The sequence below is a fragment of the Bacteroides sp. M10 genome (assembly GCF_014334015.1).
Lineage (GTDB): Bacteria > Bacteroidota > Bacteroidia > Bacteroidales > Bacteroidaceae > Bacteroides > Bacteroides intestinigallinarum.
The window spans coordinates 6,585,052-6,607,899 of record NZ_CP060488.1 but is presented as its reverse complement, the minus strand read 5'-3'; the positions used below and the strand labels follow the sequence as shown (position 1 = coordinate 6,607,899).

The following is a 22,848-nucleotide window of genomic DNA, read 5'->3' as shown; positions in this document are numbered from 1 at the left end:
AACATTACTCGAACGCCGTTCGTTATTTTTATAGATAGACTCATAAAAGATAAAACAATATGGTATATGATGTGACTATGTTAGAAGCTTTCTACGCTGCTTATAAAGGAAAGGTAGAACACGTACGGGCTATATTGAAACGCCCCTTAACGTTGGCCGAGAAAATTTTGTATGCTCATCTGTATGATGTAGCCGATTTAAAAGATTACAAACGGGGAGAAGATTATGTGAACTTCCGTCCCGACCGTGTAGCTATGCAGGATGCGACTGCGCAGATGGCATTGCTTCAATTTATGAATGCAGGTAAGAATCAGGTGGCTGTGCCCTCAACAGTACATTGCGATCACTTGATACAGGCGTACAAAGGTGCAAAGGAGGATATTGCTACGGCAAGATTGACCAATGAAGAAGTATATGACTTCCTTCGCGATGTATCTTCCCGTTACGGCATCGGTTTCTGGAAACCGGGAGCAGGTATTATCCACCAGGTAGTACTCGAAAACTATGCTTTCCCCGGAGGTATGATGGTAGGAACGGATTCTCACACTCCTAATGCAGGCGGACTGGGCATGGTGGCTATCGGTGTCGGTGGCGCGGATGCAGTGGATGTGATGACAGGAATGGAATGGGAACTGAAAATGCCGAAAATTATCGGTGTCCGTCTGACCGGAAAACTAAGTGGTTGGACATCTCCGAAAGATGTAATCCTGAAACTGGCCGGCATTCTTACCGTAAAAGGAGGAACGAATGCTATTATCGAATATTTTGGTCCCGGAACCGAATCCCTTTCTGCTACCGGGAAAGCTACCATTTGTAATATGGGTGCCGAAGTAGGGGCTACTACCTCTCTGTTCCCGTTTGACGGGCGCATGGCTACCTACTTGAGAGCTACCGGAAGAGATTGTGTAGTCGATTGGGCTGAAGCTGTCGATGCCGATCTTCGTGCGGATGATGTAGTGACTGACGAACCATCCAACTATTACGACCGTGTGATTGAAATAGACTTGTCGGAACTCGAACCTTATATAAACGGTCCTTTTACACCGGATGCCGCTACTCCAATTTCCGAATTTGCGGAAAAAGTGTTATTGAACGGCTACCCCCGCAAAATGGAGGTGGGCTTGATTGGTTCATGTACCAATTCTTCTTATCAAGATTTGAGCCGTGCGGCTTCTCTGGCAAAACAGGTCACTGAAAAGAACTTGAGTGTCGCTGCTCCGTTGATTGTCAATCCGGGTTCGGAACAAATCCGGGCTACTGCCGAAAGAGATGGTATGATTGAAGCTTTTGAACAGTTGGGCGCCACGATTATGGCAAATGCCTGCGGCCCTTGTATCGGTCAATGGAAACGCGAGACGGACGATCCGACACGGAAAAATTCAATCGTTACTTCTTTCAACCGTAACTTTGCCAAACGTGCTGACGGTAATCCGAATACTTATGCGTTTGTAGCTTCTCCGGAACTGACGATGGCATTAACGATTGCTGGTGACCTCTGCTTCAATCCGTTGAAAGACAGACTGGTAAATCATGACGGAGAAAAGGTGAAACTATCCGAACCTGTAGGAGATGAACTTCCTTTGAAAGGTTTTACATCCGGGAACGAGGGATATATTGCCCCACACGGAGCAAAAACAGAAATCAAGGTGAAGCCTGATTCTCAACGTCTCCAGCTCTTGACGCCTTTCCCGGCGTGGGACGGACAGGATTTACTGAATATGCCTTTACTGATTAAAGCACAAGGCAAATGCACTACCGACCATATCTCTATGGCAGGTCCGTGGCTCCGCTTCCGGGGACATTTGGAGAATATTTCCGACAATATGCTGATGGGAGCTGTCAATGCTTTCAACGGTGAAACGAACAGCGTTTGGAATCGTTCAACAAATACTTATGGAACAGTTTCCGGTACGGCAAAAATGTATAAGTCTGAAGGTATTCCGTCTATAGTTGTTGCCGAAGAGAATTATGGAGAAGGTTCCAGCCGTGAACACGCAGCCATGGAACCGCGCTTTCTCAATGTGCGTGTCATTCTGGCTAAGAGTTTTGCCCGTATCCACGAAACGAATCTGAAGAAACAGGGAATGCTTGCTCTTACTTTTGTAGACAAGGCGGATTATGACAAGATTCAGGAACATGATCTTCTGTCAGTCGTAGGTTTAGTCCATTTCGCACCCGGTCGTAATTTGACGATTGTTCTTCATCACGAAGACGGAACGAAAGAAAGTTTTGAAGTACAACATACATATAATGAACAGCAGATAGCCTGGTTCCGTGCCGGTTCTGCTTTAAATGCAAGATAAAAAATGAGCAAGATAACCATGCAAACAGATGGTACGTTGCTGGTGCCTGATGTGCCTACCGTACCTTATATTACCGGTGATGGAGTAGGAGCGGAAGTGACTCCTGCCATGCAAGCCGTAGTGGATGCAGCTATCCGGAAAGCCTATGGCGGCAAACGTCGGATCGAATGGAAAGAAGTGTTGGCGGGAGAACGTGCCTTCCATGCAACTGGTTCCTGGTTGCCGGATGAAACAATGGAAACTTTTCAGGAATACCTGATAGGAATCAAAGGCCCGTTGACAACTCCTGTCGGAGGTGGAATCCGGTCGTTGAATGTAGCGCTGCGTCAGACACTTGATTTATATGTCTGCCTTCGTCCGGTCCGTTGGTATCAGGGAGTACAGTCGCCTGTCAAATCACCTGAAAAAGTGAACATGTGCGTGTTCCGTGAAAATACGGAAGATATTTACGCAGGTATCGAGTGGGAAGCCGGTACTCCGGAAGCTGAAAAGTTCTATAAATTCCTGAAAGACGAAATGGGAGTAACAAAAGTCCGTTTCCCGGAAACCTCCTCTTTCGGTGTGAAACCTGTATCACGTGAGGGTACCGAACGTCTGGTACGTGCTGCCTGCCAGTATGCACTCGATCATCATTTGCCTTCTGTAACCCTGGTGCATAAAGGAAATATCATGAAGTTCACAGAAGGTGGTTTCAAGAAATGGGGCTACGAACTGGCACAACGTGAATTTGCCGATGCTTTGGCAGACGGCAGACTGGTGATAAAAGATTGCATTGCCGATGCTTTCTTGCAAAATACACTCCTGATTCCCGAAGAATATTCCGTAATAGCTACCTTGAACCTGAATGGAGACTATGTTTCCGATCAACTCGCAGCTATGGTAGGCGGTATCGGTATTGCTCCGGGAGCAAACATCAACTATCAAACAGGACATGCCATCTTTGAAGCGACTCATGGAACAGCTCCCAATATTGCGGGAAAAGATGTGGTGAACCCTTGTTCTATTATACTTTCGGCAGTGATGATGCTCGAATATTTTGATTGGAAAGAAGCGGCTGCTCTGATAGAGAAAGCCTTGGAACAAAGCTTCCTGGACGCTCGCGCTACACACGATTTAGCTCGTTTTATGCCGAATGGAACCTCCCTCTCTACTTCCGCTTTCACTCGTGAGATCGTGGAAAGAATTGAAAAATAAAAGTAACGAATAAAAAACGAAGAAAGATGAAAAAAGAGTACCTGATTTACAAACTTTCCGAGGAGATGAAGGAAGCTACCCGGATTGATAATGAATTGTTCCCAAAGTTTGATGTGAAACGCGGATTGCGTAATGAAGACGGCACGGGTGTATTGGTAGGTTTAACCAAAATCGGTAATGTAGTAGGCTATGAACGTATTCCGGGTGGTGGACTGAAACCGATACCGGGAAAATTATTCTATCGTGGTTATGATGTGGAAGATATTTCGCATGCCATTATCAAAGAGAAACGTTTTGGTTTTGAAGAAGTGGCTTACCTGTTGCTTTCCGGACGTCTGCCGGATAAAGAAGAACTGCTTTCTTTCCGTGATTTGATTAACGACAATATGCCGTTGGAGCAGAAGACAAAAATGAATATCATAGAGTTGGAAGGAAACAACATCATGAATATTCTTTCACGCAGTGTGCTCGAAATGTACCGTTTTGATGCGAATGCGGATGATACTTCCCGAGATAACCTGATGCGCCAGAGTATTGAACTGATTTCGAAATTCCCCACTATCATTGCTTATGCGTACAATATGCTTCGTCATGCTACTTTCGGACGTTCTCTGCATATCCGCCATCCGCAGGAAAAACTCTCTATTGCCGAGAACTTCCTGTACATGCTGAAAAGAAATTATACCGAACTCGATGCTCGTACCCTCGATTTGTTGCTGATTCTTCAGGCAGAACATGGGGGTGGTAACAACTCCACTTTCACCGTTCGCGTTACTTCTTCTACCGGAACGGATACATATTCGGCCATCGCCGCAGGTATCGGTTCATTGAAAGGCCCGCTTCACGGAGGTGCAAATATTCAGGTTGCCGACATGTTCCAGCATCTGAAAGAAAATATCAAAGACTGGACAAGTGTGGATGAGATAGACACTTATTTCACCCGAATGTTGAATAAGGAAGTATATAATAAGAGCGGACTGATCTACGGTATAGGACATGCCGTTTATACGATCTCCGATCCCCGTGCTCTTCTGTTGAAAGAATTGGCTCGTGACCTTGCCCGTGAAAAAGGAAGAGAAAGCGAATTTGCTTTCCTCGAACTGTTGGAAGAACGTGCTATCGCTACTTTCGGACGTGTTAAAAACAACGGAAAGACAGTATCCAGCAATATTGACTTCTATTCAGGCTTCGTGTATGAAATGATCGGCTTACCGCAGGAAATCTTCACTCCTCTGTTTGCTATGGCGCGTATCGTAGGCTGGTGTGCACATCGTAATGAAGAATTGACCTTCGAAGGCAAACGAATTATCCGCCCGGCTTATAAGAATGTACTCGATGATTTGGCTTATATTCCAATCAAGAAACGTTGATAAAAACAAATCCTTTAATTGAATATATAAGTGATCCCGGATGTATGCCTGGTAATTCCAGGTATGCGTTCGGGAATGCTGTTTTTATGTTCGTAAAGGAATGTATTTCAGATTCTTTCTCTTTTTTGTACCGTCATTCATCTCATTTTTGTTATTTTTGCGTGTTACAAAAAAAAGATCGACATGAATATAGATGCTTTTAATCTGTTTCTGGGCGTGATGAGCCTGATTGCCTTGGTTGTTTTTATCGCCCTTTACTTTGTGAAAGCCGGATATGGCATTTTCCGCACGGCATCGTGGGGCGTAGCTATATCCAATAAACTAGCCTGGATATTGATGGAAGCTCCGGTTTTCCTGGTGATGTCCGTAATGTGGATATATTCCGAGCGTCGGTTTGAACCGGTGATCTTCACTTTTTTCCTGTTCTTCCAGATTCACTACTTTCAGCGTGCCTTCATTTTTCCTCTGTTACTGACGGGAAAAAGTAAGATGCCGCTGGCAATCATGTCGATGGGTGTTCTTTTTAATTTGCTGAATGGCTATATGCAAGGTAAATGGATCTTTTATCTTGCTCCCGAAACGATGTATCAATCCGGTTGGTTCACTTCACCGTGGTTTATTATAGGCACACTGCTTTTTTTCACAGGTATGTTGACGAACTGGCATTCGGATTATATCATCCGGCACTTGCGTAAACCGGGAGATACCCGGCATTATCTGCCTCAAAAAGGAATGTACCGTTACGTCACTTCCGCCAACTATTTTGGTGAAATAGTAGAATGGGCAGGATGGGCGATACTCACCTGTTCACTTTCCGGACTTGTTTTCCTTTGGTGGACGATTGCTAACCTTGTTCCCCGTGCCAATGCCATCTGGTGCCGTTATCGCGAAGAATTCGGAGATGCGGTGGGAGAACGGAAACGAGTGTTCCCTTTCCTTTATTAGGTATTAGAGGCACTTTTCATCACGACTTCAATATGACTTAATAAATATAACTACTATGGAATCTAAACTTTTTAGCCCGGTCACTTTTGGGCCTTTGACGTTGCGGAATCGAACAATCCGTTCGGCAGCTTTTGAGAGCATGTGTCCGGAGAATACTCCTACGCAGATGTTGCTGGATTACCATCGTTCGGTAGCTGCGGGAGGAGTGGGTATGACAACAGTGGCCTATGCCGCTGTGACGCAAAGCGGACTTTCTTTCGACCGTCAGTTGTGGTTGCGCCCGTCTATTATTCCCCGTTTGCATGAATTGACAAAAGCTGTGCACGATGAAGGTGCAGCAGTGGGTATACAAATCGGACATTGTGGAAATATGTCCCATCGGAATATTTGTGGTGTCACTCCTATATCCGCATCTTCGGGTTTTAATCTTTACTCTCCTACGTTTGTGCGTGGAATGGAAAAGGAGGAGTTGCCGGAAATGGCACAAGCGTATGGAAATGCAGTCAATCTGGCGAGAGAAGCAGGATTTGACGCTGTTGAAGTACATGCAGGACATGGATATCTGATTAGTCAGTTCCTTTCCCCATATACCAATCATCGGAAAGATGAATACGGTGGTTCGCTCGAAAACCGGATGCGTTTTATGGACCTGGTGATGGAAGAAGTGATGAAAGCGGCAGGCAATGATATGGCTGTTTTCGTGAAAATGAATATGCGTGACGGTTTCAAAGGAGGCATGGAGATTGACGAATCGATACAAGTGGCCAAACGTCTATTGGAACATGGCGTTCATGGATTGGTGTTGAGTGGAGGCTTTGTGAGCCGTGCACCGATGTATGTGATGCGGGGTGCCATGCCGATCCGTTCGATGTCTTACTATATGAATTGCTGGTGGTTGAAATACGGAGTTCGTATGTTTGGTAAATGGATGATACCCTCTGTGCCTTTTAAAGAAGCATATTTCCTTGAAGATGCACTAAAATTCCGGGCAGCTCTTCCGAATGCGCCGCTGATTTATGTCGGCGGTCTTGTTTCCCGCCAGAAAATAGATGAAGTGCTCGATTCCGGTTTTGATGCCGTGCAGATGGCGAGAGCTTTGCTCAACGAACCGGGATTTGTAAACCGGATGAAAAAGGAGGAACAGGCACGCTGCAACTGTGGACACAGTAATTATTGCATCGGTCGTATGTATACGATAGAAATGGCTTGTCATCAACATTTGAAAGAACAAATTCCTTTGTCTTTGCAAAAGGAGATTGATAAATTGGAGAAAAAATGAGTGAAATGAAATGGGCGATTATCACCGGTGCAGACGGAGGAATGGGGACAGAAATAACACGTGCCGTAGCCAAAGCCGGTTATCGAATCATAATGGCATGTTATAATCCGAAGAAAGCGGAGATTGTTCGCGAACGTTTGAGCAAGGAAACCGGAAACCCGTATTTGGAAGTAATGGCTATTGATTTGTCTTCCATGCAATCGGTAGTTTCTTTTGCCAACCGGATATTGGAAAGAAACCTCCCCATTGCTCTGTTAATGAATAACGCCGGAACGATGGAGACAGGTTTTCATACTACTTCTGATGGGTTTGAGCGAACGGTAAGTGTGAACTATATGGGACCTTATCTGCTTACCCGGAAATTGGTTCCGCTGATGGTGCGTGGAGCGCGTATCGTCAATATGGTTTCTTGTACATACGCAATCGGTAAACTCGATTTTCCCGATTTCTTTCACAGAGGAAAAACGGGGCGTTTTTGGAGAATTCCTGTTTACAGTAACACCAAACTGGCTTTGTTACTATTTACTTTCGAACTCTCCAGGCAACTTAGTGAGAAAGGAATCACCGTCAATGCCGCTGATCCGGGAATTGTTTCTACTAATATCATTACGATGCATAAGTGGTTCGATCCGTTGACGGATATTTTTTTCCGTCCTTTTATCCGCAAACCGAAGAAAGGGGCTTCTACGGCAGTCGGTTTATTGTTGGATGAAAAGGAAGCAGGCGTGACAGGACAATTGTATGTCAATAACCACCAGAAAAACTTGTCTGATAAATACACGAATCATGTGCGGAAAGAACAGTTATGGGAGGTGACGGAATGTGCGTTGGCGAACTGGCTGAAGTAGTATTTACTTATATATAGGTATTGCGCATATCTATATATCTCTTTTATATTGTCTTATTTTTACCGAAAGATAGGGATTGTTTTGTACTTTTCTTTCTACTTACCTTTGTATCGCTTTTAGAGCGATGAAAAGGTATAAAGTAAAAAGGTAAAAAGGAGATGAGTAATAAGTATTTTCTGGTTTTTCTAGTGTTCTTGTTTTCCGTATCAGCATATTCACAACGTGGGCATCATCGTAACAGTTTGATTTCGGGTAGAGTGATGTCTACGGAAAAGGAAGTCGTGGATTTTGCAACGGTCTATCTGAAAGGAACCAATCACGGTTGCTATACAGATGAAAAGGGCATCTATCATTTGAAAACTACGGCGGGTGAATATACTCTGGTTGTTTCAGCTATCGGCTATCAGACCGTAGAAAAGAAAGTCAAACTAGGCAAGGGAGAGAGAATAAAGGTAAATATCACCATTGCTCCGGCAGTAAAAGAGTTGGGAGAGGTGGTAGTTACGACATCCGGTGTCGGTCGTGTGAATAAATCTGCTTTTAATGCGGTAGCCATTGATGCGAAGAAACTGCATAACAGTACGCAGACCTTGGCGGGCGCACTGACTAAAGTGCCGGGGGTAAAGCTCCGTGAATCAGGTGGAGTAGGGTCGGATATGCAATTGTATATTGATGGTTTCAGCGGGAAACATGTGAAAATATTCATTGATGGCATACCACAAGAGGGAGCCGGTGCTGCATTCGATTTGAATAATGTACCTATTAATTTCGCAGACCGTATTGAGGTGTATAAAGGAGTGGTTCCGGTAGGATTCGGAACAGATGCCATCGGAGGCGTTGTGAATATCGTTACCAACAAGCAGCCCGGAAAATGGTTTATGGACGCTTCCTATTCTTACGGGTCATTTAATACTCATAAGTCATACGCACGTTTCGGACAAACATTCAAGAACGGTTTCATGTATGAAGTCAATGCTTTCCAGAATTTCTCGGACAATGATTACTATGTGGACACTTATGTACGCGAGTTTGAGATTCGGGAAGACGGCAGCGTACGTTTTCCGCCGCTCGATAAAAGCAAAATTTATCATCTGAAGCGTTTTAACGATCAGTACCATAATGAAGCTGTGATCGGAAAAATCGGTCTGGTGGGAAAGAAATGGGCGGACAGACTGGCATTGAGTTTCAATTATTCTCATTTTTATAAAGAGATACAGACAGGCGTTTATCAAGATGTCGTGTTCGGTGAGAAATTCCGCAAGGGACATTCGTTGGTTCCTTCATTGGAGTACTATAAAAAGAACTTGTTCGTCAAGAATCTGGATTTGCTATTTACTGCCAACTATAATCATAATATCACCAACAATGTAGATACAGCTTCCCGAGCTTATAACTGGCGAGGAGATTTCTATGAAAAGGGCAGCCGGGGAGAACAATCTTATCAGAATAGTGAATCTAAAAATAAAAACTGGAATGGAACACTGAAGATGAATTATCATATCGGACAGGCGCATACATTTACTTTCAGCCATGTGATTAGTGATTTTGAACGTACAAGTCGTTCTACGGTAGGCTCTTCTTCCAAATTTACGGATTTCACTATACCTAAGATTACACGTAAGAATGTCAGCGGACTTTCTTATCGTCTGATGCCATCGGAAAAGTGGAATGTTTCTGCATTTGCCAAGTACTACCGGCAATACAACAAGGGACCGGTGTCACAAAACACAGATGGTATAGGCAACTATATCAACCTGTCCAATACCGCAAGTTCCCTCGGATATGGTGCAGCGGGTACGTATTTTCTATGGAAGGACCTGCAGGTGAAGCTATCGTATGAGAAGGCTTTCCGGCTTCCTACGACAGACGAGCTGTTTGGAGATGAAGACCTTGAAGCCGGCAAAATAAACCTGAAACCGGAGAAGAGCGACAATATCAATTTGAGTTTCAGTTATAATCACCAGTTTGGCAGGCACGGACTGTATGCCGAGGCCGGTCTGATCTATCGGGATACGAAAGATTACATAAAAAGAGGATTGGATGTGCTGGGAGGAACCAGTTACGGGTATTATGAGAACCACGGTCATGTGAGAACGAAAGGATATAATCTGTCATTACTGTATAGCTTTTCACGTTGGTTTGATATAGGAGGAACATTCAATAGTATTGATACCCGCGATTATGAGAAATATCTGGCAGGCTCTTCTTTGCAGGAAAGTATGCACTATAAGGTGCGCATGCCCAATCTTCCCTATCGTTATGCCAATATCAACGCTAATTTCTATTGGAACGACTTGTTTGTCAAGGGAAATGTATTGAGCATAGGGTATGATAGCTACTGGCAACATGATTTTCCTCTTTATTGGGAGAATCTGGGAGATAAAGAATCAAAAAATATAGTGCCGGAACAATTCTCTCATAATCTGTCTTTGTCCTATACAATGAAACACGGACGTTATAATGTATCATTTGAATGTCGGAATTTCACAGATGCCCGGTTATTCGACAATTTTAGTCTGCAAAAAGCGGGGCGGGCATTCTATGGAAAGTTCAGGGTATTTTTCGGTAAATAGGTAGAGTAAGTTTTTAGTATAAATCAATAATAAAGAATATATGAAGAAGTTTTTATTACAGGCTTTTGCTACAGCTTTTTGTTTGAGTAGCGGTGTGTTTGTCGCATCTTGCGATGATGATAATAATCCGGTAGATAATCCTGCGATCGATGGAAATACGGCCTATGTGGTTGCTGCCACATCCGGTGAAGCCAGTTATCTGGTGGTGGCCAATTCTTTGGATGAGGGAACGGTGTCGACCCAGGGGAATGGAACTGAAGTGATTGGCGGTACATATTGGGTGTATAAAGGATTGGATTATGTTTTTGCCTTAGTTTATAATAAAGGCGGAGCGGGTACGGGAGCTTCTTATTATCTCGGTGCCGATGGTAAAATGAAAGAAAAATATACCTATACTTATAACCGTATCACATCTTATGGAACCTGGGGAAATAAAGTAGTGACCGTTTCTACCGGAGATTCGAATATAACGGATGAGGACCAGAATGTGGCTCAAGCTTTATTGTTTAACTATCTGGATGCGACGGATGGTTCCCAGGAAGAAGGTACATTGCTTGCCGAAAATTTCTTGGGTAACGGCGAAAAAGTTTCATGGGCAGGTTTGGTTGAAGCCAACAACAAGATTTATACGTCGGTGATTCCGATGGGTATGAGTAAATACGGTATTAAACAGTGGCCGGACAAAGTGACGGATCAGGAACTTGTGACTAAAGCTGATGGCGGTAGCGGCAGCGGTGCCTATACGGCTGGTGTCATTCCCTCTACACAATATCCCGATCATGCTTATGTCGCAATTTATAGTGGTACTAATTTCAACGAGACACCGGTGATTGCTACGACAGATAAAATAGGTTATGCATGTGGCCGTATGCGTTCACAATATTATCAGACTATCTGGGCTGCTGATAATGGCGATGTGTATGTATTCTCTCCCGGATATGGACGTACGGCTGTTTCGTCTGCCGATTTGAAAAAGGTAACGGGGCAGAAACCTTCCGGTGTGATGCGTATCAAAGCAGGCACAACTGCTTTCGATCCGGATTATTATGTGAACTTTGAGGAAATAGGAACTCGTCATCCGATTTTCCGTTGCTGGCATATTTCTGAAGATTATTTCCTGCTCCAGTTGTATAAAAACGGTGCGGAAGATATGATTCAGAATGGTAAAGATGCCGATGTCAGTGAATTGGCGGTGTTCAAGGCAGAAGATGAAACAATTATACCCGTTACAGGTTTGCCGGCTGATGGTAAGTTTGGCGGTGAGCCTTATGGAGAAAATGGTTATGCTTATATGGCGGTTACTGTGACTACCGGCGAAAAACCGGCTTTCTATAAGATTGATGCAAAGACGGGTAAAGCAGTCAAAGGCCTGACGGTAAATGCTGATGCCATTACTACGGTAGGTAAGATGGAATATCTTTCCAAATAAATACCGGTTTAGTAGAAAATAGTTTTTAAAGATGAAAGCCTGCCGAGCGGAAAGCTTTGCAGGCTTTTCAAGAATGATAATGAAAACATGAAGAAAATATTCAGAAAGATACATTTGTGGCTTTCCATCCCTTTCGGGCTGATAATCACTCTGATCTGTTTTTCCGGTGCGATGCTGGTATTCGAGGATGAAGTGAATGAACTGTCTTGTCGCGATCTTTGCTACGTGGAAACGGTGAAGGAAGAACCTGTTTCTATCGGAAAGTTACTTGAAAAAGTGGCATCTGCATTGCCGGATAGTATCTCTGTGACCGGTGTCAGTATTTCTTCTGATCCCGAACGGGCTTATCAGGTCAGTCTTTCCAAACCACGCCGTGCCTCTTTATATGTAGACCAGTATACGGGTGAAATAAAAGGTAAAAAAGAACGCAGCGGCTTTTTTATGTTTATGTTCCGGATGCATCGTTGGCTGTTGGATAGTATGAATCCGGGAAATGAAGGAATATTTTGGGGAAAGATGATTGTAGGTGTCAGTACACTGCTATTTGTGGTGGTACTGGTCTCTGGTATTGTCATTTGGTGGCCCCGTACACGTAGGGCACTGAAAAACAGTCTGAAGATATCGGCAACAAAAGGCTGGAAAAGATTCTGGTATGACTTACATGTGGCAGGTGGAATGTATGCTCTGATCTTTTTGTTAGCTATGGCGCTGACGGGATTGACATGGTCTTTTCCATGGTACCGGACGGCTTTTTATAAAGTTTTCGGGGTAGAGGTACAACAACGGGCTTCCCATGGAAATGAACAGAAGCATAATGAGCATAAAGGAAATACCGGACTGGCTAATCAGGAAAAGAAAGGGGGAGGAAATGGTAGGCGAAGTGCTGATAAAAGAGAGGGTTCGGAAAGCAATCATAGTGATCGGTATTCTGCGGCTTCGCCATTCGCTTGTTGGCAGGAAGTGTATGATAAGTTAAAGCATCAAAATCCGGAATATAAGCAAATTAGTGTTTCTTCTGGTACGGCAAGTGTGTCTTTCGACCGCTTCGGAAATCAGCGTGCGTCTGACCGTTATTCTTTCAATACAGATACTGGTGAATTTACGGAAACAAGTCTTTATCAACATCAAGACAAGTCAGGAAAAATTCGCGGCTGGATTTATTCGGTACATGTCGGCAATTGGGGAGGGATGTTTACCCGCATACTTGCTTTTATTGCTGCTTTGATTGGAGCTGCATTACCACTGACCGGTTATTATTTATGGATAAGGAAATTCATCAGGCAATCTAAAATAATATAGGTACGAAGAAATAGAAGCTGCATAATGGTAGATTATTGCCAGCAATAACATCTTTTGCCCATTTCTATAGCGCTATGAGCAAACCATATGGTTTTGTTTAGGTAATACATCATGATTTGTACTCTTTTTATCGTCAATCTGTCAGGATAGTATTTAAGTTGTTGAATATCAATTTTATATATCCTGACAATAGATGCTGATAATATCCTGACAATAAAATATATGAACTTTTATTGTCAGGCTTGACTTCTTATCAAGTAGCTTGTTTTAAGGTTGATTAAGTGAGGTTTTATAACGAGAGTAGCCGGTATAGTTGCGTTGGGATGCCGGTATAGTTATGTTAAGATGGTAAGCATTCGGTCTCGTGCGTATTCTCTCCAAACTCTTATAAAGTCAAAAGCCAGACGGAGTACGTCTGGCTTTTGACTTTATAAACCTTTCTTGTTTATCCTTTCCAATTAAATGGCAGTAAATCGGAGTAGTCGTTTTTCTCTTCTCTTTCTTTATCCTGTACTCTAATCACCACGTCCTGCATCCATAGTTTTGGGTTCACCTTATTTTCCCTGCAACATCCCATCAGTGAAAAGAATATTGCCGCTGCGTGTGCTGCCTCATGCGATCCGGAGAAGAGTGTATTTTTTCTGTTTACAGTCAACGGTCTAATAGAACGCTCCACCGGATTATTATCAATGCAGAACTGTGCATCATTGACATATCCGGACAGTTGTTCAAAGCGTGTGTACATATAGAATATGGCCTTGGCAACAGGCGATTTATCGACCGTATGTTCATATTCCTCTTTGCACCATTTTTCCAGTCCTTTGATAATAGGGTACGATTTTTCCCGGCGAAGCTTTACTACAGCCTCGCCTTCCAGATGTTCTATCCTGATTTCCTCCTCCACAGCATACAGTCTGCCTATTTGTTCAAGTGCATACCTTGCTCTGGGAGGGTCATTTCCTTCCGCTTCCACAAACTTGCGCCTGACGTGTGCCCAACAGCACAAGTGCAACTTTCCGGGTAGCGTGTCGAACTCGTCATATACTGCAAAGCCGTCACTCTGTACCACGCGGACCTGTCCTGCCAGCAGTGTGTCTATTCCGCTGCTGCCACGCCCCTTGTGATATTCAAAGAAGGGGGTATGAAACCGGGGCAGATAGAAGTTCCACATATACCCGCGATGAAGAGCACCGGGTCGGTCGCTTTCAAGTACGGGGTGGGGCGTCTCATCGGCCATGACGTAATAACTGTCCTTAACCAGTTCACGAAGCTCATTGTAGATCGGCTCCAAACGCTGTGCGGCAGCCATCATCCAGTTACTTACGGTGGAAGGACTCAGATGGATGCCTTCACGCTCAAAAATGTCCAGCTGTCTGTGCAGAGGCAGGTGATCGTAATATTTGGCGGTGGCAATGTGGGACAGTACACTCTCCGAGGCATTGCTGTGAGGGTGTGCCATTACGGGCATGGGAGCAGTTATGATACGACCGTCGGCAAGCCGGTATTTAGGACGGATGATGCGTCTCACATAGAATCGGGCAGGGCTGACGGCATATTGTTCGCTCACTTCCTCCCCCAGCTTCGTCGCTCCCTCCAGAGAAAGACCTTCCGGCATGGGAATGATGATTTCTTCACGGGGAAGGGACGGATCGATGGGCTTACGGGCGTGGGGAGTAATCTTTTGGGTGAAGCTCTTACGGAAACGATTGTAACCATTCTCCGACCGGGCAGATTTCTCAGCCGTTTTCTGCTCCTCCGCTACCGGGTCATTGACATCGGACGGAGATTCAAAACAGATGCTCAATTGGTTGGCATCTTCGGGAAGATGACGTTTTTCACTGGATTTACCCCATAAACGGCGTGTCAAATCAGCCAATTTCCATCTCAGGTCAGCAATGACGGCTGTACAGGCTGAGATTTCCTCAACTTGGCGGGAATACTCCTGCAAAGAGGCTGCGTATTTTCTCTGAAGTTCCGCATGTTCCTTTTCAAGACGTTCACGTTCCTTGCGCAACTCTTCGTACTCTTCCAAAGTAAAGGTAATGACTGGTTCTTTCACTGCATATCCACTTTTTTATTATGTGGCAAAGTTATCAAAATAAACCTGTACGGCTTGTAGGATGGGAGATTACTTTTCAACTGTTTTCCGATACTTTTTAACAGTAAGCAGCTCATTCAGGCGATTCCAGGAAATTTGAAGAAAATCTCTTTTCCGTTCGTCCTTTTTCAAGAAGAAAGAACTGTGGTTCAGACGACGGCATTCCAGTCGGTATTCGTCCTCGCACCGATAGAGGATATGCAATCTGCTACGGGAACGGTCAAGAAAAATATGACAACTCTGCTCTGACACGCAAGAACCCGTGTGCCGGATGACCTCGCCACAAAGACCGTCAATACCTTTATGGAAATTACAACCATTGGGATAAAGGTAATAAGACCAGAAAGGACTGTTACGGAAAAGACCAAGACCTAAGGGGAGAAGTAGATCCTGAGGAGAATGGATGCCAAGACTGGAAGCCGAAACTTTATAACGACGACCACCATCAAATATGAAAAGAACAGAATCAAAATGGTTAGACTCGGATAAGAGACTACGCAGCTTTTCACTTTCACTAGAAAATACTAATACTGAACACATAATGGATTAAGATGATTATGAAGGCACAAAGGTAGGAAAGAAAAGAAGGGAAAGAAACACGCACGAGCCCGAATGCTTACTTAAGATGCCGCTATTAGTAGTTCGTCACGGCCGTGGTGAGATCTCTTCATGGCTGTGGTGAGATGCTACCACGGCCGTGACGAATACTTACCACGGCCGTGGTGAACTACCAATACCGGCATCTTGATTGAACAATGCTTACCGGATAATAGAAGTATAACGGCTGTATAATGCTTGTTTAATGGGGATCTGTCACGAAAGGTAAGTAAAACTGGGCGGATAGGATATACGGGAGGGTAAATCATGAAATAATGGTCTGACAATAAGAACCGCTAAATTAATATATGTGAATGTGCTCGGTGATGTAGTTGTAGTTCATCTCTATACCACATTATATAAATAAAAGAGCAGTGAATAAATGGGGTTATCCCATCATTCACCGCTCTTTGTCGTCATATATCAGTAAAAATAAACTCTTTAGAATAAAAAAATTAGATCGAAAGCTCTTTCAATACAGTAACAAGATCTCTTTTGATAGGTTTGTCATTCTTAATAGCCTTGCTGAACGGTACGTAGACGATTTCGTCGTGTTCGATTCCGATCATAACATTACGTTGATCTTCCATAATAGCATCGATAGCAGCAGCACCAAGGCGGCTTGCCAGGATACGGTCGTGAGCGGTAGGGCTACCACCACGTTGCAGGTGACCTAAAATCGTCACACGTACATCATATTGCGGATATTCGTTTTTCACACGTTCGGCATAATGCATGGCTCCTCCTGTCAGTTCGCTTTCGGCTACCAATACAATGCTACTGTTTTTTGATTTGCGGAATCCGTTTTTGATAAACTCTTCCAGTTGGTCGACTTCCGTACTGAATTCCGGAATAATGGCAGCTTCCGCACCCGAAGCGATAGCTCCGTTCAACGCAAGGAAACCGGCATCACGTCCCATAACTTCAACGAAGAACAAACGTTCATGTGAAGTGGCTGTGTCGCGAATCTTATCTACGGCATCCAATATGGTATTCAATGCAGTATCATATCCGATGGTCGTATCTGTACCATAAAGGTCGTTGTCAATAGTTCCCGGCAGTCCGATACATGGAACATCAAATTCCTGTGCAAAGATACGCGCACCTGTCAGTGAGCCATCTCCACCAATGATAACCAAAGCATCGATGCCTTCTTTTTTCATGTTGTCATAAGCCAACTGACGACCTTCCGGAGTCGTGAACTCCTTACAACGTGCCGTTTTCAGGATAGTACCACCCAACTGGATGATATTACTCACATTCTGACTCTTGAATTCTTTGATTTCACCTGTAACCAGACCTTTATATCCTCTGTATATACCTTTAACTTGCAATCCATTGTAGATGGCTGCACGTGTCACTGCACGTATAGCAGCGTTCATTCCCGGAGCATCACCTCCGGAGGTCAAAATTCCGATACACTTAACTGTTCCCATATAACAATCTCTCATTAATTAGTTTGACGCGGCAAATGTACAACAAAAAGTTGAAAGCAGTGGTTATGAAGTTTTTTTTCGTAAGAAGAAAACATTAAAAATGTTCAAATGACCTTTTTCCGCTTTCCTTTTATTCGTTCATGTTACTTTGCCGTTTCCTTATGTTGCTTTGCTATTATTCTTTGTCAGAATAAAGCTGTTATTCTTTGATGAGTGTCCGAATGTGATTGTAAATCTTCTCCATCAACCATTTAGGAGTAGAAGTCGCACCACATACGCCAATTGAATTTACGTTTTGAAGGAGAGAAGGATCTATTTCGTTCTCGTTATCTATCAAATGTGAATTGGTATTCACCTTCAAACATTCTTCGAACAGCATTTTTCCGTTTGAACTCTTTTTGCCGCTGACGAAAAATATCAAATCGTGTGTAGCCGCAAATTCCCGGAGCTTAGGCATCCGGTTGGCAACCTGACGACAGATAGTATCGTAATATTCGAAAGTCGCCTCCGGTGAAATATGTTGTTTGAAGTATTCCACGATTTCCTGAAACTCGTCCAGTGACTTGGTAGTCTGTGAGAAAAGACGGATGCTTTTGTTTAAATCCAACTTTTTGGCTTCTTCTGCCTTTTCGATGACAATTGCTTTTCCATCTGTTTGACCCACCAATCCCAGCACTTCAGCATGACCGCTTTTGCCGTATATGACAATTTGTTTTTCTTTGTCACTGTCTGTCAGATACCCTTGTCTGATGCGTTTTTGCAAACGTAATACTACCGGACAGGTCGCATCGATAATTTCTATATTATTTTCACGGGCAATCATGTAAGTTTCCGGTGGCTCTCCATGTGCGCGAAGCAATACCTTGGCATTCTTCAGTTGCTTGAATTCTTCCCGGTTGATCGTGATTAATCCCATCGTTTTAAGCCTTTCCACTTCCCGGCTATTGTGTACAATATCTCCGAGACAATAGAGAGTCTCTCCCTTTGCCAACTCCTCTTCTGCCTTATGAATGGCTGTCACCACACCAAAGCAGAAGCCGGAACCTTCGTCTATCTCTACCTTGATCATAAAGCAAACTATTTACTTACCTTATTAAATTGTCCGAAAAGCCATTCCTTTTGCTCTTCAATCGATAAGTGGGTGTTATCCAGAAGCAGAGCATCTTCAGCTTTGCGAAGTGGACTTACTTCCCGATTCTGGTCGATATAATCCCGTTGTTTCACGTTTTCCAGAATTTCGTCGAAGCTGGCTTCCTGTCCTTTTGCTTTCAGCTCGTCATAACGACGTTGAGCACGGATTTCGGGAGTAGCGGTTACAAATATTTTCAGTTCCGCATCCGGGAAAACGGTAGTTCCTATATCCCGGCCATCCATGACAATGCCCTTTTCCTTTCCCATTGCCTGTTGCTGCGCCACCATTTCTTCACGTACGAAGTCAAGTGTACTGATAGGGCTCACTTTGGAAGAAACCTCCATTGAACGGATTTTATTCTCCACATTCACGCCGTTCAGATACGTGTCGGGACGTCCGGTTTCCTTATTCAGCCGGAAAGATATACGAATGTTCTTGATTTCTTTTTTCAGTTTCTCCGTATCGATCACGTCTCCGTTGAAAATCCCGTTCTCTATACTATATAAAGTGACCGCACGATACATGGCTCCGCTGTCAATGTAAATGTAACCCACTTCGCGGGCAAGATCTTTGGCCATTGTACTTTTTCCACAAGAGGAAAAGCCATCGATTGCAATTGTTATCTTTTTCATATTCAGTTCATCTGATTTGTCCGCCAAAGATACGGTAAATTTGAAAATCAACCATAGCTTTGCCGTTAAAAGGAGCAAGACAAGTACGAAAGAATTAAAAAAGTTAAAAAGCCGGATAAAAAGAGGTGAAGAGGGGAATGAATCTATGAAAATGTACTATATTTGCCCAGAGACACATGGAAGACATTTTTTTTTAATCATTATATTAATAAATTTATGGAAGTTAAAAAATCACCCAAGGCAGACCTGGAAGGCAAGAAGTCAACATGGCTGCTCATTGGTTACGTGGTAGTTCTAGCTTTCATGTTCGTGGCGTTCGAATGGACCCAGCGTGACGTGAAGATAGATACAAGCCAAGCAGTAGCTGATGTCGTGTTTGAAGAGGAAATCATTCCTATTACCGAAACCCCTGAACAACAAGCTCCGCCACCACCCGAAGCTCCGAAAGTAGCCGAGTTGCTGGAGATTGTAGATGATAAAGCTCAGATTGAGGAAACAACAACTATTATCAATGAAGATAATCAAGCTCGCGTAGAAGTAAAATACGTGCCTGTACAGGTTGTTGAAGAAGAGCCGGAAGAACAGACAATTTTCGAGGTTGTAGAAAACATGCCGGACTTCCCGGGCGGACAAGCCGCTTTGATGCAGTATCTGGCAAAAAATATTAAATATCCGACTATTGCACAGGAAAACGGAACTCAAGGACGTGTTATCGTACAGTTCGTTGTTAACAGAGACGGTAGTATTGTAGATGCGAAGGTTGTACGTAGCGTCGACCCGTATCTGGATAAAGAAGCCCTCCGTGTGATTAATACCATGCCGAAGTGGAAACCAGGTATGCAGCGCGGAAAACCGGTACGTGTTAAATTTACGGTTCCTGTGATGTTTAGATTGCAGTAATTTGTAACACTATAAATTGGGAGGCTGCTTTCGGCAGCCTCTTTTTATTCATTAATTTTTTTATTCATCATGTTTACAGCTTCTCAATTACTCGATAAGATAAATAATCATATCTCTGAAATCCAGTTTACCCGGACGCCGAAAGGGCTTTATGAACCGATTGAATATATCCTTTCTCTGGGTGGGAAGCGGATACGTCCTGTATTAATGTTGATGGGATATAACTTGTATCGGGAGGATGTTGCGTCTATATACGATCCTGCCACTGCAATTGAAGTTTATCACAATCACACCTTGTTGCATGATGATTTGATGGATCGTTCGGATGTGCGCAGAGGGAAACCTACCGTGCACAAGGTCTGGAATGATAATACTGCTGTACTTTCGGGAGATGCTATGCTGATTCTGGCATTTCGGTATATGACGGGTTGTCCACCGGAACACCTGAAAGAAGTGATGGATTTATTCAGTCTGACTACACTCGAAATCTGTGAAGGACAGCAACTGGATATGGAATTTGAATCTCGCTGTGACGTCACAGAAGACGAATACATTGAAATGATTCGTTTGAAAACAGCTGTATTGCTTGCGGGTAGTCTTAAAATAGGTGCAATTCTGGCAGGAGCGACTGCTGAAGATGCAGAGAATCTATATAATTTTGGAATGCATATCGGAGTAGCATTCCAGTTGCAGGATGATTTGTTGGATGTATATGGTGATCCGGAAGTGTTCGGGAAGAAGATAGGTGGAGACATCCTCTGCAATAAAAAAACATATATGCTTATCAAAGCACTGAACCGTGCGGATGAAAAGCAGCATGCTGAATTGAATCGTTGGTTGAATGCTGAAGCTTTTCAACCGACTGAAAAAATCGAAGCGGTAACTGAAATCTATAATCAGTTGAATATCCGCAATATCTGTGAAAGCAAAATGCGTGAATATTATACGTTCGCTATGGAAAGTCTGGCGGCGGTAGCTGTTGCGGAAGACAGAAAAAAAGAACTGAAGAATCTGGTGAAATTATTAATGTATCGTGAAATGTAGTTAAGTATCGGAGATATGCCTTATAGACGACTACCAAATACAGATCAAGCAAGAGTTCGGGCGCTGAAAGCGGCTGTCGAAAAGGGAGAGATGTATAATGTGCGTGACTTGGCTATTACATTGAAGACATTATTTGAGGCGCGCAACTTCTTGCATCGGTTTGAGGCAGCGCAAATTTATTATACACAGTGCTACGATAATCAGTCGCGTGCCAGCCGTAAACATCAGATGAATGTGAAGACTGCCCGGCTCTATATCTCTCATTTTATTCAGGTGCTCAATTTGGCAGTGCTTCGTGATGAAATCAAGGTAACACATAAAGAGTTATATGGCTTGCCTGCTTCCAATACCGTACCAGACCTGTTGAGTGAAGCCTCACTGGTAGAGTGGGGGAAGAAAATAATCGAAGGCGAACAACTAAGGACCACTCAAGGTGGCATACCTATTTATAATCCGACTATTGCACGTGTGAAAGTGCATTATGATATTTTCCTGGATAGCTATGAACGGCAGAAGAACTATCAGGCATTAACCAATCGTAGTCTTGATGAACTGGCGTCCATGCGTGACCGTGCGGATGAATTGATTTTGGATATCTGGAATCAGGTAGAAGCCAAATACCAGGATGTCACTCCCAATGATACCCGATTAGAAAAATGTCGCGATTATGGGCTGATATATTATTATCGCTCCAGCGAAAAAATAAAAGAAGAAAAAGAAATATCATGTTGATCGATACTCATTCTCATCTTTTTGTTGAAGAATTTACCGAAGACCTGCCTCTGGTGATGGAACGTGCCAGAAAAGCAGGAGTTTCCTATATATTTATGCCCAATATAGACAGCACGACCATTGATGCTATGTTGTCGGTTTGTAGGGATTATCCGGGATTTTGCTATCCGATGATCGGATTGCACCCCACTTCTGTCAATGAATCGTATGAACAGGAATTAGCGATTGTTCACAAATACTTGTCGACTTCCCATGAGTTTGTGGCTATCGGAGAAATAGGTCTTGATCTTTATTGGGATAAGACTTTTCTGAAAGAGCAAATCTTGGTTTTTGAAAAGCAAATAGAGTGGGCGCTGGAATATGGTCTTCCCATTGTAATCCATTCAAGAGAAGCGTTTGAATATATATATAAGGTAATGGAACCCTATAAAAATACCCCATTGACCGGCATTTTTCATAGTTTTACCGGGACATCGGAAGAAGCGGCGAAATTGTTGGAATTTGAAGGATTTATGTTAGGTATCAATGGAGTTGTAACTTTCAAGAAATCGACTTTGCCGGAGGCATTGACGACTGTTCCTTTAGAGCGCATTGTGCTCGAAACCGATTCTCCCTATTTGGCTCCCGTGCCGAACCGGGGAAAGAGGAATGAAAGTGCCAATGTGAGAGACACACTCATGAAGGTGGCTGATATTTATCAGAGGGATCCGGAGTACGTGGCACAGGTCACTTCTGTGAATGCGCTAAAAGTGTTCGGAATCCGCAAATAAGGTTCGAAAGGTTTTAAATTATATTAATTTGCCGTATTTATTCGAGATAAAAGAGGGAGAATGCTTCTTGAAAAGAAAAAAAAGAATACATTTGTAGCTGAAAATGCTGAAAACTCAGAGGGAGAGATGCTCGAGTGGTTGAAGAGGCACGCCTGGAAAGCGTGTATACGCCAAAAGCGTATCCGGGGTTCGAATCCCCGTCTCTCCGCGGAAATGAAAGAGAGATGAGAAGTAAATACAATAATAATAATCAATTAATTAATCTTA

18 protein-coding genes and 1 tRNA gene are annotated in these 22,848 nt (G+C 43.5%); 14 read left to right on the top strand and 5 right to left on the bottom strand.

Going from position 1 to position 22,848, the window contains the following annotated elements:
* Nucleotides 1–59 precede the first annotated feature (59 nt).
* The 9 genes from H8796_RS24685 to H8796_RS24645 all read left to right on the top strand — a co-directional run bounded on the left by H8796_RS24685 (nt 60) and on the right by H8796_RS24645 (nt 13,240).
* Nucleotides 60–2,303 (top strand): aconitate hydratase, encoded by a 2,244-nt coding sequence (locus tag H8796_RS24685; protein ID WP_117937752.1) that lies wholly within the window; start codon nt 60–62, stop codon nt 2,301–2,303.
* A 3-nt stretch (nt 2,304–2,306) separates the two neighbouring features.
* The gene (icd, locus tag H8796_RS24680) at nt 2,307–3,497 is read left to right on the top strand and encodes an NADP-dependent isocitrate dehydrogenase (RefSeq protein WP_032853484.1); all 1,191 of its coding nucleotides are present in this window, start codon (nt 2,307–2,309) and stop codon (nt 3,495–3,497) included.
* Between the two features lie 26 nt (nt 3,498–3,523).
* Nucleotides 3,524–4,867, top strand: coding sequence for a citrate/2-methylcitrate synthase (locus H8796_RS24675; protein WP_008998828.1), 1,344 nt, complete (start codon nt 3,524–3,526; stop codon nt 4,865–4,867).
* 183 nt (nt 4,868–5,050) lie between these two features.
* The gene (locus H8796_RS24670; RefSeq protein ID WP_074638214.1) at nt 5,051–5,812 is read left to right on the top strand and encodes a DUF1295 domain-containing protein; all 762 of its coding nucleotides are present in this window, start codon (nt 5,051–5,053) and stop codon (nt 5,810–5,812) included.
* A 55-nt stretch (nt 5,813–5,867) separates the two neighbouring features.
* Nucleotides 5,868–7,091, top strand: a complete 1,224-nt coding sequence (locus tag H8796_RS24665) for an NADH:flavin oxidoreductase (protein WP_117937750.1) — start codon at nt 5,868–5,870, stop codon at nt 7,089–7,091.
* Entirely contained in the window at nt 7,088–7,939 is an 852-nt protein-coding gene (locus tag H8796_RS24660) for an SDR family oxidoreductase (protein ID WP_117937748.1), read from the top strand. Before H8796_RS24665 ends, H8796_RS24660 begins: the two co-directional genes overlap by 4 nt.
* Nucleotides 7,940–8,097: 158 nt before the next feature.
* Nucleotides 8,098–10,512 (top strand): TonB-dependent receptor, encoded by a 2,415-nt coding sequence (locus H8796_RS24655; protein ID WP_074557647.1) that lies wholly within the window; start codon nt 8,098–8,100, stop codon nt 10,510–10,512.
* A 40-nt stretch (nt 10,513–10,552) separates the two neighbouring features.
* Nucleotides 10,553–11,941 carry a DUF4374 domain-containing protein gene (locus H8796_RS24650; protein WP_117937746.1) on the top strand — a complete coding sequence of 463 codons (1,389 nt, stop codon included), beginning with the start codon at nt 10,553–10,555 and terminating at the stop codon, nt 11,939–11,941.
* 87 nt (nt 11,942–12,028) lie between these two features.
* Nucleotides 12,029–13,240 carry a PepSY domain-containing protein gene (locus H8796_RS24645; protein ID WP_074557651.1) on the top strand — a complete coding sequence of 404 codons (1,212 nt, stop codon included), beginning with the start codon at nt 12,029–12,031 and terminating at the stop codon, nt 13,238–13,240.
* Between the two features lie 445 nt (nt 13,241–13,685).
* Here the strand turns inward: H8796_RS24645 and H8796_RS24640 are convergent, their stop codons facing one another.
* From H8796_RS24640 to cmk, 5 genes are all read right to left on the bottom strand, one after another.
* A complete protein-coding gene (locus H8796_RS24640) occupies nt 13,686–15,299 on the bottom strand; it encodes an IS66 family transposase (RefSeq protein WP_117932118.1) in 1,614 nt (537 codons plus the stop codon).
* Between the two features lie 69 nt (nt 15,300–15,368).
* Nucleotides 15,369–15,878, bottom strand: coding sequence for an IS66 family insertion sequence element accessory protein TnpB (gene tnpB, locus H8796_RS24635; protein WP_117932120.1), 510 nt, complete (start codon nt 15,876–15,878; stop codon nt 15,369–15,371).
* Between the two features lie 512 nt (nt 15,879–16,390).
* A complete protein-coding gene (gene pfkA, locus H8796_RS24630; RefSeq protein WP_004297914.1) occupies nt 16,391–17,371 on the bottom strand; it encodes a 6-phosphofructokinase in 981 nt (326 codons plus the stop codon).
* Between the two features lie 199 nt (nt 17,372–17,570).
* Nucleotides 17,571–18,440: a 4-hydroxy-3-methylbut-2-enyl diphosphate reductase gene (locus tag H8796_RS24625; protein WP_117935407.1), complete on the bottom strand. Its 870-nt coding sequence runs from the start codon at nt 18,438–18,440 to the stop codon at nt 17,571–17,573.
* 8 nt (nt 18,441–18,448) lie between these two features.
* Nucleotides 18,449–19,135: a (d)CMP kinase gene (gene cmk, locus H8796_RS24620; protein ID WP_117935419.1), complete on the bottom strand. Its 687-nt coding sequence runs from the start codon at nt 19,133–19,135 to the stop codon at nt 18,449–18,451.
* 216 nt (nt 19,136–19,351) lie between these two features.
* Here cmk and H8796_RS24615 point away from each other — a divergent pair, with 216 nt between their 5' ends.
* From H8796_RS24615 to H8796_RS24595, 5 genes are all read left to right on the top strand, one after another.
* On the top strand, nt 19,352–20,035 hold the full coding sequence (locus H8796_RS24615) for an energy transducer TonB (RefSeq protein WP_008998815.1): 684 nt from the start codon (nt 19,352–19,354) through the stop codon (nt 20,033–20,035).
* Nucleotides 20,036–20,104: 69 nt separating this feature from the next.
* Nucleotides 20,105–21,079, top strand: coding sequence for a polyprenyl synthetase family protein (locus H8796_RS24610; protein WP_008998814.1), 975 nt, complete (start codon nt 20,105–20,107; stop codon nt 21,077–21,079).
* Nucleotides 21,080–21,094: 15 nt separating this feature from the next.
* On the top strand, nt 21,095–21,811 hold the full coding sequence (locus H8796_RS24605) for a hypothetical protein (RefSeq protein WP_008998813.1): 717 nt from the start codon (nt 21,095–21,097) through the stop codon (nt 21,809–21,811).
* Nucleotides 21,805–22,581 (top strand): TatD family hydrolase, encoded by a 777-nt coding sequence (locus tag H8796_RS24600; RefSeq protein ID WP_117935405.1) that lies wholly within the window; start codon nt 21,805–21,807, stop codon nt 22,579–22,581. Before H8796_RS24605 ends, H8796_RS24600 begins: the two co-directional genes overlap by 7 nt.
* A 120-nt stretch (nt 22,582–22,701) precedes the next feature.
* Nucleotides 22,702–22,789 (top strand) — tRNA-Ser (locus tag H8796_RS24595).
* Nucleotides 22,790–22,848: the final 59 nt, after the last annotated feature.

Bases quoted from the DNA above. Each gene is read 5' to 3' on its own strand.
- H8796_RS24605 (WP_008998813.1), top strand. From the start codon at position 21,095: ATGCCTTATAGACGACTACCAAATACAGATCAAGCAAGAGTTCGGGCG.
- H8796_RS24610 (WP_008998814.1), top strand. From the start codon at position 20,105: ATGTTTACAGCTTCTCAATTACTCGATAAGATAAATAATCATATCTCT.
- pfkA (WP_004297914.1), bottom strand. From the start codon at position 17,371: ATGGGAACAGTTAAGTGTATCGGAATTTTGACCTCCGGAGGTGATGCT.
- H8796_RS24600 (WP_117935405.1), top strand. From the start codon at position 21,805: ATGTTGATCGATACTCATTCTCATCTTTTTGTTGAAGAATTTACCGAA.
- icd (WP_032853484.1), top strand. From the start codon at position 2,307: ATGAGCAAGATAACCATGCAAACAGATGGTACGTTGCTGGTGCCTGAT.
- H8796_RS24615 (WP_008998815.1), top strand. From the start codon at position 19,352: ATGGAAGTTAAAAAATCACCCAAGGCAGACCTGGAAGGCAAGAAGTCA.
- tnpB (WP_117932120.1), bottom strand. From the start codon at position 15,878: ATGTGTTCAGTATTAGTATTTTCTAGTGAAAGTGAAAAGCTGCGTAGT.
- H8796_RS24675 (WP_008998828.1), top strand. From the start codon at position 3,524: ATGAAAAAAGAGTACCTGATTTACAAACTTTCCGAGGAGATGAAGGAA.
- H8796_RS24685 (WP_117937752.1), top strand. From the start codon at position 60: ATGGTATATGATGTGACTATGTTAGAAGCTTTCTACGCTGCTTATAAA.
- H8796_RS24660 (WP_117937748.1), top strand. From the start codon at position 7,088: ATGAGTGAAATGAAATGGGCGATTATCACCGGTGCAGACGGAGGAATG.
- cmk (WP_117935419.1), bottom strand. From the start codon at position 19,135: ATGAAAAAGATAACAATTGCAATCGATGGCTTTTCCTCTTGTGGAAAA.
- H8796_RS24670 (WP_074638214.1), top strand. From the start codon at position 5,051: ATGAATATAGATGCTTTTAATCTGTTTCTGGGCGTGATGAGCCTGATT.
- H8796_RS24650 (WP_117937746.1), top strand. From the start codon at position 10,553: ATGAAGAAGTTTTTATTACAGGCTTTTGCTACAGCTTTTTGTTTGAGT.
- H8796_RS24625 (WP_117935407.1), bottom strand. From the start codon at position 18,440: ATGATCAAGGTAGAGATAGACGAAGGTTCCGGCTTCTGCTTTGGTGTG.
- H8796_RS24645 (WP_074557651.1), top strand. From the start codon at position 12,029: ATGAAGAAAATATTCAGAAAGATACATTTGTGGCTTTCCATCCCTTTC.
- H8796_RS24665 (WP_117937750.1), top strand. From the start codon at position 5,868: ATGGAATCTAAACTTTTTAGCCCGGTCACTTTTGGGCCTTTGACGTTG.
- H8796_RS24655 (WP_074557647.1), top strand. From the start codon at position 8,098: ATGAGTAATAAGTATTTTCTGGTTTTTCTAGTGTTCTTGTTTTCCGTA.